This window comes from Coprococcus eutactus, from assembly GCF_001404675.1.
GTDB classification, from domain to species: Bacteria; Bacillota; Clostridia; order Lachnospirales; family Lachnospiraceae; genus Coprococcus; species Coprococcus aceti.
The window spans coordinates 674,705-687,379 of record NZ_CYXU01000001.1; the positions used below are offsets into that span (position 1 = coordinate 674,705).

Annotated in this window: 9 protein-coding genes; all 9 read left to right on the top strand. The window is 44.9% G+C overall.

Features of this window, described 5'->3' with window-relative positions; all coding sequences use genetic code 11:
* Positions 1-3: 3 nt before the first annotated feature.
* The 9 genes from smc to ARA78_RS02950 all read left to right on the top strand — a co-directional run bounded on the left by smc (position 4) and on the right by ARA78_RS02950 (position 12,633).
* Positions 4-3,561 carry a chromosome segregation protein SMC gene (gene smc / locus ARA78_RS02910; protein WP_055279949.1) on the top strand — a complete coding sequence of 1,186 codons (3,558 nt, stop codon included), beginning with the start codon at positions 4-6 and terminating at the stop codon, positions 3,559-3,561.
* Between the two features lie 30 nt (positions 3,562-3,591).
* Complete coding sequence (ftsY, locus tag ARA78_RS02915; RefSeq protein WP_022216450.1) at positions 3,592-4,569, top strand: signal recognition particle-docking protein FtsY; 978 nt, start codon at positions 3,592-3,594, stop codon at positions 4,567-4,569.
* Positions 4,570-4,672: 103 nt separating this feature from the next.
* The gene (gene ilvA / locus ARA78_RS02920) at positions 4,673-5,917 is read left to right on the top strand and encodes a threonine ammonia-lyase (RefSeq protein ID WP_015534949.1); all 1,245 of its coding nucleotides are present in this window, start codon (positions 4,673-4,675) and stop codon (positions 5,915-5,917) included.
* Positions 5,918-5,932: 15 nt separating this feature from the next.
* On the top strand, positions 5,933-7,372 hold the full coding sequence (locus tag ARA78_RS02925; RefSeq protein ID WP_055280065.1) for an ASKHA domain-containing protein: 1,440 nt from the start codon (positions 5,933-5,935) through the stop codon (positions 7,370-7,372).
* Positions 7,369-8,166, top strand: a complete 798-nt coding sequence (locus tag ARA78_RS02930) for an MBL fold metallo-hydrolase (RefSeq protein WP_055222661.1) — start codon at positions 7,369-7,371, stop codon at positions 8,164-8,166. The genes ARA78_RS02925 and ARA78_RS02930 overlap by 4 nt, the downstream gene beginning before the upstream one ends.
* Positions 8,167-8,239: 73 nt before the next feature.
* Complete coding sequence (locus tag ARA78_RS02935) at positions 8,240-8,512, top strand: ACT domain-containing protein (protein ID WP_015534945.1); 273 nt, start codon at positions 8,240-8,242, stop codon at positions 8,510-8,512.
* A 36-nt stretch (positions 8,513-8,548) separates the two neighbouring features.
* Positions 8,549-9,913: a PFL family protein gene (locus ARA78_RS02940; RefSeq protein WP_022216453.1), complete on the top strand. Its 1,365-nt coding sequence runs from the start codon at positions 8,549-8,551 to the stop codon at positions 9,911-9,913.
* Positions 9,914-10,082: 169 nt separating this feature from the next.
* Positions 10,083-11,951, top strand: a complete 1,869-nt coding sequence (locus tag ARA78_RS02945) for a TIGR03960 family B12-binding radical SAM protein (protein WP_055144429.1) — start codon at positions 10,083-10,085, stop codon at positions 11,949-11,951.
* Positions 11,926-12,633 carry a TIGR03936 family radical SAM-associated protein gene (locus tag ARA78_RS02950; protein ID WP_242849658.1) on the top strand — a complete coding sequence of 236 codons (708 nt, stop codon included), beginning with the start codon at positions 11,926-11,928 and terminating at the stop codon, positions 12,631-12,633. The genes ARA78_RS02945 and ARA78_RS02950 overlap by 26 nt, the downstream gene beginning before the upstream one ends.
* Positions 12,634-12,675 lie beyond the last annotated feature (42 nt).

The following is a 12,675-nucleotide window of genomic DNA, read 5'->3' on the forward strand; positions in this document are numbered from 1 at the left end:
TTTATGTATTTAAAGAGTATAGAGGTAAATGGCTTCAAGTCATTTGCAAACAAGATAGTATTCAAATTCAATCACGGAATAACCTGTATCGTTGGACCTAATGGTTCGGGTAAGAGCAATGTAGCGGATGCAGTGAGATGGGTTCTGGGTGAACAGAGTGCCAAGAGTCTCCGTGGTTCCAAGATGGAGGATGTCATTTTCTCGGGAACACAGCTCAGAAAGCCGCAGGGCTCCGCATATGTTGCCATAACTCTTGACAACAGCGATCACAGCCTTCCTATAGATTATAATGAAGTCACAGTTGCAAGACGAGTATACAGATCAGGAGAGTCTGAATATCTGATTAACGGTACTGTCAGCAGACTGAAGGATGTATATTCTCTCTTCTTTGACACTGGTATCGGTAAGGAGGGTTATTCAATCATCGGACAGGGCCAGATCGAGAAGATCCTCAATGGTAAACCTGAGGAGAGACGAGAGCTTTTTGACGAGGCTGCCGGGATCGTAAAGTTCAAGAAGAACAAGGCTGCTGCGGAGAAATCACTTGAAGCAGAGAGGGACAATCTCAGCCGTGTCAACGACATTCTCAAGGAGCTTGAAAAACAGGTCGGACCACTCAAGGAGCAGTCTGAGACCGCAAGGAAATATCTGGCATTTAAAAATGAATTAAAAAAACTCGATGTGAATGCATTCCTTCTTGAGACAGAGAAACTTAAAACAGCTCTCGAGGAAGATCAGAACAGGCTCACTATCGTAAACGATGATATAGATGAGAGCAAGCAGGCGTATGAACAGACAAAGGAAGAATACGACCAGATAGAGACTGCTATAGAGCAGCTCAATTCCATAATTGAGTCATCTAAAAACGAGATTCATGAGAACAGGCTTGCAAAAGAGCGTGCTGAAGGTGAGATAAATGTTATCAACCAGCAGATAATCACACTCAAAATGAACGATCAGAACATACATGATCAGATAGACCGAATCAACAGCCAGATCGAGTCCGGCGAGAAAGAACTCGCAGATTACACATCCCAGAAAGATGAACTGGATGACTCTATCTCAGAAGTTGAACAGGCACTTAAAACAGCCCAGAAGGAAAGCTCCGACATGACCTCCTACATAGAGGCCTGCCAGCAGGAGATTGAGAGCTGCAAGGCTGACATCATAGAATATATGCATGAGAGCGGTAATCTCCAGGCAAAGGTCGGAAGATATGACGCCATGCTGGAGAATATCAACTTTAGAAAGACACAGCTCAACCAGAGACTTCTGCAGTTTAAGAGCGACGATGCCGGGGACAAGAAGGAATATGAGTCACTGTCATCACAGCTTGCCGAACTTGAGGCGGGATCAAAGGTCATTCTCGCGGGATTGGACAGTGCAACCGATCAGCTTGCCCAGAATCAGAATAGAAACAAAACTAACCGTGAGCTGATCCACAACACCAACGAGAAGCTTTCGGCCACAGAGTCCAAGATGGAGGCTCTCAGAAATATAACTGAGAGATACGACGGATACGGCAACAGTATCAGACGAGTCATGGAACAGAAGCAGTGGAATCCGGGCATAATAGGCGTTGTTGCGGACATAATCACGGTAAATCAGAAGTACGAGGTCGCTGTGGAGACTGCCCTTGGCGGAAGTATACAGAACATTGTCACTGAGGACGATGCCACTGCCAAGAGAATGATCTCATATCTGAAGACCAACAGACTCGGACGTGCAACATTTCTTCCGCTTAACACCATAACAGACCGCGGTTCCGTCAGAAATGATGTGCTCAGGGAAAAAGGAGTCATAGGAGTTGCATCAGATCTTGTTGAGGTCGATTCCAAATTCAACACGCTGGTAAAGAACCTTTTAGGCAAGATCATAGTTGTCGACAATATCGATAATGCCCTGGCGGTAGCGCGTAAGAACAATCAGTCGCTCAGACTTGTCACCATAGAGGGAGAACTGATAAATCCGGGCGGATCAATGACCGGAGGTGCATTCAGGAATTCCAGTAACCTTCTCGGAAGGAAGAGGGAGCTGGATGAACTCAAGGAGCAGATCGATAACCTGAAATCAACAGCGTCAAAGGCTGCGGCTCTCGACGCACAACTTAAGACTTCAAGAGATCAGCTCAGACAGGATATAGACAAATACAACTCCGAACTGCAGCAGGCATATCTGAAAAAGAATACTCTGACCATGAGTATTGACCAGGTCAAAGAAAAACTTGCCGAATCTGAAAGAGTATTTGTCTCGATCGAGAAAGAGGTAGCAGAGCTCAATAATCAGATAACGGAGATAAACAACAATAAGAATTCTCTTGCCGACAACAACAAAAAGCATGAAGCCATGAGGCTTGAAGCTGAGGCAAGAGTGGAAGAACTTGAGGGACAGGGACAGGAGAACAAGGATAAGCTCACCGCTGCAAACGCAAGGGTATCTGAGCTTATGATTAAGTTTAATTCCGTCAAGCAGAAAGAGAACTTCATTGTAGAAAATATCCGAAGAATAAATATGGATATCGAAAAATACAAGGAAGAACTTGAGGGCTTTACAAGCCGCGTGGAGTCATCATTCAGTGAGATCACAGAGCTGGAAGACAGGATAGCTGCTATAAAGACAGATATCGCAAGCAGAACCGGCAGTATCGCTGACAACGAGGACAAGGTAAACGAATTCTCAGTCAAGAGAGAGGAATTACAGCAGAGCCACAAGGAATTCTTTGCCAGACGAGAAGAACTTTCCGAAAAGATTGCAGGACTCGAGAAGGACTCATACAAGCTCACATCGGTAATCGAGAAGAACACTGAGAAAGCAGACGAACTCAGCAACTATATGTGGGAGGAGTATGAGCTTACATACAGCAGTGCCCAGGAACTCAAGGACGATAATCTTCCTGAACTGCCGGCACTAAAGAAGGAGATCGTTGCAGTAAAGGCCAAGATCAAATCCCTTGGAGATGTCAACGTCAATGCCATAGATGACTACAAGGAAGTCTCTGAGAGATACGAATTTCTCAAGGGACAGCATGACGATATAGTCAGTGCGGAGACCAACCTTGTAAATATCATTGCGGAGCTTGAAAAATCAATGCAGGAGCAGTTTGCCGAGAAGTTCAAGGAGATACAGGTCATGTTCGACAAGGTATTCAAGGAGCTGTTCGGTGGTGGACGTGGTGCACTTGAGCTGGTTGATACCGAGGATCTTCTTGAAACAGGTATCAGGATCATAGCACAGCCACCTGGAAAGAAGCTCCAGAATATGATGCAGTTGTCAGGTGGAGAGAAGTCCCTCACCGCCATAGCACTGTTATTTGCAATTCAGAGTCTGAAGCCATCACCTTTCTGTCTGCTGGACGAGATAGAGGCGGCTCTTGACGACTCGAATGTAAGAAGATTTGCACAGTATCTCAACAGGCTTACAAAGGATACGCAGTTCATAGTTATATCACACAGAAAGGGAACCATGGAGGCTGCTGATATCCTGTACGGTATAACCATGCAGGAGAAGGGTGTATCTACCCTCGTATCAGTCAACCTTATTGAGAACGATCTGGATAAATAACAATAGAAGATATTAAACAGGAGGTATGTCATGGCAGAGGAAAAAGAGAAAAAAGGATTTTTTGCGAGACTTAAGGCAGGTCTTGCAAAGACAAGAGATAATATAGTAGAAAGCTTTACAGATGTATTCGGTGCATCCCATATAGATGATGATTTCTATGAGAATCTTGAAGAGACATTTATCATGGCTGATATGGGATATGAGACGACTGAGAAGGTTATAGAGGGACTTAAGCAGAAGGTTGAGGATTCACACATCAAAGAACCTGCTGCCTGCAAGGAACTTGTGATCAATATAATCAAGAACCAGATGTCTGTGGACGATTCAGCGTACGACTTCGAGAATAAGAAGTCCGTTGTGCTGGTCATCGGGGTAAATGGTGTCGGCAAGACAACGACCATCGGAAAGCTTGCTGCCCAGTACCGCCAGAGAGGCAAGAAGGTTCTCATGGCTGCTGCCGATACATTCAGAGCTGCCGCCATAGATCAGTTAAAGACCTGGGCTGACAGGGCACAGGTTGATATAATTTCACACAATGAGGGCGCTGATCCCGCTGCAGTTGTATACGACGCAGTGGCTGCCGCCAAGGCAAGAGATACGGATATCCTTCTCGTTGATACAGCGGGAAGACTTCACAACAAGAAGAATCTCATGGACGAGCTTGCAAAGATGAGAAGGATCATCACAAGGGATTATCCGGAGGCAAATGTTGAGGCGCTCATAGTTCTGGACGGAACAACAGGTCAGAATGCCCTTGAACAGGCAAGACAGTTCAGCAATGTAACTGAGCTTGACGGTATAGTTATCACCAAGCTTGACGGAACTGCCAAGGGTGGTATTGCGATAGCGATCCAGGCAGAGCTTGACGTACCGGTCAAGTTTATCGGAGTTGGTGAGAAGATCGGTGATCTCCAGAGATTTGACCCTCAGGAATATGTCAACGCATTGTTCGCAGATTTTGACGAGGACAGATCCGAGATCGATATGCTCATCGGCGATGACATGTAATACTACGGCATATATAATGATCATATGTATGTCAATATACTTATATCTGTGCACAACCATATATGATTTTCAAAAGGATTTTTACATAAGGAGACATTAACAAATGGCAGAACAGAACACAACAGACAAACTGACACTTGCGAAATTTGAGGAGGCCTACGACATTGTACATAAGGTGGTTCTCCCTACAAAGCTCATATACAGTGACTATTTCAGTGGGATAACAGGCAACAAGGTATACTTCAAACCTGAGAACCTTCAGAAGACCGGTGCATACAAGATCAGGGGTGCATATTACAAGATAAGCACTCTTTCAGATGAAGAGAGACAGAAGGGACTGATAACAGCTTCGGCTGGAAATCATGCCCAGGGTGTGGCATATGCTGCAAAAGCATATGGAGTAAAGGCGACCATCGTTATGCCTTCATCTACACCTCTCATCAAGGTTAACAGAACTAAGGCATACGGCGCAGAGGTTATACTGTATGGAGACGTATATGATGAATCATGTGCATACGCTCTTGAGCTTGCAGAGGACAAGGGTTATACATTCATTCATCCGTTCGATGATCTCGATGTCGCCACAGGACAGGGCTCGGTTGCGATGGAGATCATAAAGGAGCTTCCTTTCGTTGACTATATCCTTGTTCCTATCGGAGGTGGCGGTCTGGCAACAGGTGTGTCCACACTTGCCAAGATGATGAATCCGAACATCAAGGTCATAGGTGTTGAGCCTGCCGGAGCAAACTGTATGCAGGTCTCACTGAAGAACAAGAAGGTTACAACACTTCCATATGTAGACACCATTGCAGATGGAACTGCAGTCAAGACACCTGGAAGCAAGATATTCCCATATATACAGAAAAATATAGACGATATTATAACTGTAGAGGATAACGAACTCATCGTTTCATTCCTTGATATGCTTGAAAACCACAAGCTGCTTGTTGAAAACTCAGGTCTTCTAACAGTGGCAGCACTTAAGCATCTCGATGTGAAAGGCGCCAAGGTCGTAAGCATACTGTCGGGCGGCAATATGGATATGATAACATTTGCCTCACTTGTACAGCACGGACTTATCGCAAGAAGCAGGATCTTCACAGTTTCAACACTTCTTCCTGACAAGCCGGGTGCGCTCATGAACATTTCAAAGGTTATCGCTGATCTCCAGGGAAATGTTATCAAGCTTGAGCACAACCAGTTCGTATCCATCAACAGGAATTCGGCAGTTGAGCTTGTTATCACTATGGAGGCATTTGGCCCTGAGCACAAGCAGCTCATCATCAACACACTTGCTGATAAGGGCTACAAGCCAAAGGAAGTCATGACAAAGGGAATATACAATTAATTGTAGTTGATATCGATGATTAACGATGAACTCACTTTAACCGTAAATGACAACAAAATAATCGCCTGCAGACGCGGTGACAATCTGTTCAAGGTGCTGTGCAGCGCCGGATATGTGTTCAGTGGAAACTGCGGAGGTCTTGGAAGGTGTCAGAGATGTCTGGTGGATGTAAAAGGTGCGGGCACGGTAAAAAGCTGTACCTACACTATCACTGATAACATACAGGTAACCATAGTTGAGGATAACATGTCAGTCCTTGCTTCGTACAAGGGTGCTGCTGAATCCAACAACGTATATAATGGCGATGGTCGTGATATAGGCATAGCTATAGATTTAGGCACCACCACCATCGCCATAGAACAGATAGATATGTCTGATGGAAGTGTCACGGACAGATGTGGATTTATGAATCCGCAAATTGAATATGGCAGCGATGTCATATCAAGGATCCGAACAGGCTCCACAGAAGATGGACTGGCAAAGCTCAGAAGCTCAGTAGTCACAAGGATTTCCTCAGAGTTGGCCGGAATGGGGTATGCCCCTGCAGATATATCAAGGATAATTATTTCCGGAAACACCACCATGAATGCAATACTGGAGCGGCTGCTTCTGGACAATCTCGGGCATGCACCATTTGAGATCAGGAATCCTGACAGTATAACAGTATCAGGGAAGGATTTCTTTGATGATGAAAGATTTTGCAGTGCGGAAGTCACATGTCTTCCTAACCTCAGCGCATTTGTTGGAGCTGACGCATTGTGCGGTGCAGTCGTCTGTAACATTGACAGGTCTGACAAATATCAGTTGTTTGCAGATCTCGGAACAAATGGAGAGCTTATACTTGCAAAGCAGGGCATCGGTTATGCCACCTCATGTGCATGTGGTCCGGCATTTGAGGGAATGCTGAGGAGAGGTGTTGCAGCTCCAACCACAGCCTTTGATCTGCTGAACAGACTTAATTTGCTACACATAGTGAATGACGATGGAGTCCTGGTTGATCAGTATATAGACGGAGGCTACAGACTTGCAGGTGGAGTGACAATTGACATGGATATGATCAGAAGCTTTCTCCTTGCAAAGGCAGCCATATGTGCAGGTATAGAATCCCTCATGGATATGGCGGGGATAACGGCAGAGGACGTATCACGTGTATATCTGGCAGGAGGCTTCGGGTGCAGTCTTAATATATCAAGTGCGGTAAGCCTTGGACTTTTTCCGGACAGTTTTCAGGGAAAATCAGAATTTGTAGGAAATACATCCCTGCACGGAGCACATAAGTGCTTGATTGATAAGAGTTTTATTGATAGAATATATGCGTTTAAAGAGACCCTGACTGCTGTGAATCTCGGTGAGCTTGAGGGCTTTGACAGAAGATATTACAGTCATATGGATCTCAGACCATGGACCGCACAGTCACATGGTACAAATAAATTACAACAGAAGAGTAGATTATGAAATTACTAAGTATAGCAAGCGGTAGCAGCGGTAACTGCTATTACGTCGGCAATAGCGCTACCCATCTTCTTGTGGATGTAGGCATAAGCTGCAAGAGGGTTGAAAACGCCCTTAAGGATGAGGGAATAAAGCCGTCTGAACTCGATGGTGTTCTTGTAACGCATGAGCATATAGATCATGTGAAGGGCATAGGTGTTCTGGCAAGAAAGCACGGTGTTCCTATATATGCCACTGCAGGAACCATAGCTGAGATGAAGAAGATGACCTCCCTTGGCAGTATCGATGAGGGACTGTTTCATGAGATTCGTCCTGATGAAAAGATACTGATAAAGGATATAACCGTTGATCCGTCATCCATCTGGCATGACGCAGCGGATCCGGTATGCTACAGCCTGTATGGAGATGGCAAAAAAGTGTCCATAGCGACTGATATGGGCAATTATAATGATTATATTGTAGATAAGCTTGACAACTCAGATATAATGGTAGTTGAGGCCAATCATGATGTCAGAATGCTTGAGGCGGGACCATATCCTTATTATCTCAAGAGACGAATCCTTGGCAACTATGGTCATCTGTCCAACGAATTGTCAGGGCAGCTCATATACAAACTTCTGAATGACCATGTGAAGGGTATCCTTCTGGGACATCTGAGCAAGGAGAACAATTTTGAAGAGCTGGCATACGAGACAGTCAAGCTGGAGCTTGAAAATAATTCATACGCCAACGATGTAAGGGAATTTGGGCTGGCAGTAGCCAGAAGAGACATGCCTATGGCTTCCATAGAGGCGTAGGCTGATTTTTAGGAGTGAATAAAGATGGGTTCTGTATGTACAGGCTCCATCATCAACAAGGAGGATAAATAAAATGAAAAAGAGAATCATAACTGTAGTAGGTAAGGACAGCGTGGGAATCACAGCTAAGGTATGTGTATATCTGGCAAACAACCAGATCAATATACTTGACATATCACAGACTATAGTTGCAGGGTACTTCAACATGATGATGGTGGTTGATACACAGGAGTCATCCAAATCAACAGAGCTCATCGCATCAGAGCTCGGACAGATTGGAGAAGAGATTGGAGTACAGATAAAGGTACAGCACGAGAAGATCTTTGAGACAATGCACAGAATCTAATAATATACAGTCTGACAGACAGAAAAGAGGATATACATGATTAGCATAAATGAAGTAATCGAGACCAATAAGATGATCTCAGACATGAATCTGGATGTTCGTACCATCACAATGGGAATCAGTCTTTTGGATTGTGTAGGCACAGATGTGGATGATACATGTACAAAGATATATAACAAGATAACAACATATGCCAAGGATCTTGTATCAACAGGTCAGGAGATATCAAGAAGATATGGTATACCAATCGTCAACAAGAGAGTTTCTGTAACACCTATAGCACTGGTTGGTGGTTCCGTATGTAAGACCACCGGAGATTTTGTAAAGATAGCAAAGGCTCTTGACAAGGCTGCAGACACCATAGGAGTCAACTTCATCGGAGGATATTCAGCACTTGTAAATAAGGGCATGACTCCTGCCGATGAGCTTCTTATCCGTTCAATTCCTGAAGCACTCTCAAGCACAGGAAAGGTGTGCAGCTCCATAAATGTAGGTTCAACCAAAACCGGTATAGATATGGATGCAGTCAAGATTCTCGGAGAGATGATCAAAGACACTGCCGAGCTCACCAAGGAAGCAGATTCCATCGGTTGTGCAAAGCTTGTAGTATTCTGTAACGCACCTGATGACAACCCATTTATGGCCGGTGCATTCCACGGTGTTACCGAGGGAGACTGTGTCATCAATGTTGGAGTCAGCGGCCCTGGTGTTGTAAAGAAAGCCCTTGAGAAGGTAAGAGGAGAAAACTTTGAGGAACTCTGCGAGACCATCAAGAAGACAGCTTTCAAGGTAACCAGAGTTGGACAGCTCGTTGCAAAAGAGGCATCCAAGATGCTCGGCGTACCATTTGGTATAGTTGACCTGTCACTTGCCCCTACTCCTGCAGTCGGAGACAGTGTAGGTGAGATTCTCGAGGAGATCGGTCTTGAATACGCCGGAGCTCCTGGTACAACAGCAGCACTTGCGCTCCTCAACGATCAGGTTAAGAAGGGTGGAGTTATGGCTTCATCATACGTCGGAGGACTCTCCGGTGCATTCATCCCTGTATCTGAGGACCAGAGAATGATCGATGCAGTTTCCGCAGGAGCATTAACTCTTGAGAAACTTGAGGCCATGACATGTGTATGTTCAGTAGGTCTTGATATGATAGCAATTCCTGGTGATACATCACCTGCAACCATATCAGGAATTATCGCTGATGAGATGGCTCTTGGTATGATCAACCAGAAGACAACCGCTGTAAGACTTATCCCTGTTATCGGTAAGACGGTTGGAGATCAGGCTGAATTTGGCGGACTTCTCGGATACGCACCTATCATGCCTGTCAACAGATTTGCATGTGATAAGTTTGTCAACAGAGGTGGACGTATTCCAGCCCCTATCCATAGTTTCAAAAACTAATATTGGATAATGCGGTATAGGATCACAGTTCCTGATACGATATAGATATATAGAGGATGCGCACTGAATACGGAAATTCCGTGCGCATCTCTTTTGCTGTAATTGAATATTTCCATTTGGAGATATCAGATAATATGATCACAAGAAAATTATTTAAGGATATTATTTTATGAGAAGATTAGCTTTACCGGATGAAATACTGATGAAGGTTGAAAAGCCCGCCAGATATATAGGTGGAGAATACAACAGTGTTATGAAGGACAAGGACAAGGTTGATGTGCGTTTCTGCATGTGTTTTCCTGATGTATACGAGATAGGTATGTCCCATCTCGGAATTCAGATACTGTACGATATGTTCAACAGGAGAGAGGACACATGGTGTGAAAGAGTTTATTCGCCATGGCCTGATCTGGACGCGGAGATGAGAGAACATGACATCCCTCTGTTCGCGCTGGAATCCCAGGATCCTATAAAGGATTTTGATTTCCTTGGAATAACACTCCAGTACGAGATGTGTTACACCAATATTCTTCAGGTGCTTGATCTGGCAGGGATCCCACTCCGTACAAGAGACAGAAAAAAGGGAGACACACTTGTTATAGGCGGAGGCCCATGCTCATACAATCCTGAGCCTATAGCAGACTTCTTTGACATATTCTATATGGGTGAGGGCGAAGTATCATATGATGCACTTCTGGAGCTTTACAAGGTGTATAAGCACTCTGATATGACCAGGGAAGAATTTCTCATAAAGGTGTCCAACATTCCGGGATTATACGTTCCTGAGCTCTATGAAGTCACATACAAGGAAGATGGCACGATAGCTTCATTTGCTCCTAGATTTGAAGATGTGCCTGCCACGATAACCAAGACGGTCGTCATGGATCACAGCAAAGTCACATACCCAGAGAAGCCTGTTGTGTCATTCATGAAGCTCACTCAGGACAGAGTTGTTCTTGAGATCATGCGCGGATGTATAAGAGGCTGCAGATTCTGCCAGGCTGGAATGATTTACAGACCAACCAGACCTAAGGATGTCAATCTGTTAAAGGGCTATGCTGAGAAAATGCTGGCAAGTACAGGACACGAGGAGATAACCTTCAGCAGTCTGTCGTCGAGTGATTACGAGGAGCTTCCGGAGCTCACAGACTGCCTGATCGAGAAGATGGACAATGAGCATGTAAATATCTCTCTGCCATCGCTCCGTATAGACGCCTTTTCTCTGGATGTCATGAGCAAGATCCAGGATGTGAAGAAGAGTTCACTTACATTTGCCCCTGAGGCAGGAACGCAGAGACTCAGAAATGTTATAAACAAGGGTCTCACAAAGGAGAACATAATGGATGGTGCCTTGAAGGCCTTCAAAGGCGGCTGGGATAAGGTGAAGCTGTACTTCATGATGGGCCTTCCTACTGAGACATATGACGATATTGCCGGGATTGCAGACCTGTCGGAGGAGATCACTGAGCTTTTCTTTGCAAATATCCCAAGAGAAGAACGAAATGGACGTGTCATGGTCACCGCATCGGCATCATATTTTGTGCCAAAGCCATTTACTCCGTTCCAGTGGGCTCCGATGATAAGGCCTGAGGAATTTGTCAAGCGTGCATACTTTGTGAAGGACAGATTCCGCGCAGAGAAAAACCATAAGAGTCTTAAGTTCCAGTACCACGAAGCAGATATCACCATACTTGAGGGACTGCTTGCTCGAGGCGACAGGAAGCTCTGCGATGTAATATATGATGTCTATAAGGCCGGTCAGATATTTGACGCATGGACAGAGTTCTTCAAAAAAGAAAACTGGGACAACGCCATGGCAAAGCACGGTCTGGATATAGATTTCTACACATACAGGGACAGAAATGTTGATGAGATACTTCCGTGGGATTTCATTGATATAGGAGTCACAAGAAAGTTCCTTGAGAGAGAGTGGGAGAACGCCCAGAACGAAAAGGTAACCCCTAACTGCAGACAGCAGTGTTCCGGCTGTGGTGCCGCAAGATTTGGAGGAGGTGTATGTTTTGAAAATAAGAATTAAATACTCCAAGCTCGGTAACCTCAGATTTATAGGACACCTTGACGTTATGAGATATTTCCAGAAGGAGATAAGACGTGCCGGTCTGGATGTGAGCTATTCCAAGGGATATTCGCCTCACCAGATCATCTCGTTTGCCGCTCCGCTGGCCATGGGGATCACTTCTGATGGCGAATACTTTGACGGAGAATTTGAATCCGTTACAACATCCAGAGAGATGATCGACGCATTGAATGCCGTATCGGTTGATGAGATGAAGGTCACTGAGTGTGTACTTCTTCCCGATGATGCAAAGAACTCCATGTCAGTTGTGTCAGCATCGGACTATGTCATCTCATTCCTTGACAAAGCAGGAACTGAAGAACGTCATAATATACTGGACAGTGTGGAATCCTTCATGTCGCAGGATCAGATCATCATTCTGAAAAAGACAAAGAAGAGCGAACGCGAGGAGAATATAAAACCTGGTATCATGACCTGCGAGCTGAGGGACGATCAGATATATATGCTGCTGTCAACCGGAAGTGAATACAACCTCAAGCCGGAGCTCGTCATGCAGGCTCTCTGCGCGTATGCGGATGTCAGTCACAACCAGTTCCATTATCATATTCACAGACTGGAGACGTACATGGATGGCCCTGATGGCAATATAATACCTCTATACAAGGCCGGTTCACCATTCTAAGAGTCTGCCTGACCGTATATTTGAAAGATTATAAGGGGAATA

Excerpts from the sequence above, each read along its gene's own strand:
- smc (WP_055279949.1), top strand. The coding sequence starts at position 4 with ATGTATTTAAAGAGTATAGAGGTAAATGGCTTCAAGTCATTTGCAAAC.
- ftsY (WP_022216450.1), top strand. The coding sequence starts at position 3,592 with ATGGCAGAGGAAAAAGAGAAAAAAGGATTTTTTGCGAGACTTAAGGCA.
- ilvA (WP_015534949.1), top strand. The coding sequence starts at position 4,673 with ATGGCAGAACAGAACACAACAGACAAACTGACACTTGCGAAATTTGAG.
- ARA78_RS02925 (WP_055280065.1), top strand. The coding sequence starts at position 5,933 with ATGATTAACGATGAACTCACTTTAACCGTAAATGACAACAAAATAATC.
- ARA78_RS02930 (WP_055222661.1), top strand. The coding sequence starts at position 7,369 with ATGAAATTACTAAGTATAGCAAGCGGTAGCAGCGGTAACTGCTATTAC.
- ARA78_RS02935 (WP_015534945.1), top strand. The coding sequence starts at position 8,240 with ATGAAAAAGAGAATCATAACTGTAGTAGGTAAGGACAGCGTGGGAATC.
- ARA78_RS02940 (WP_022216453.1), top strand. The coding sequence starts at position 8,549 with ATGATTAGCATAAATGAAGTAATCGAGACCAATAAGATGATCTCAGAC.
- ARA78_RS02945 (WP_055144429.1), top strand. The coding sequence starts at position 10,083 with ATGAGAAGATTAGCTTTACCGGATGAAATACTGATGAAGGTTGAAAAG.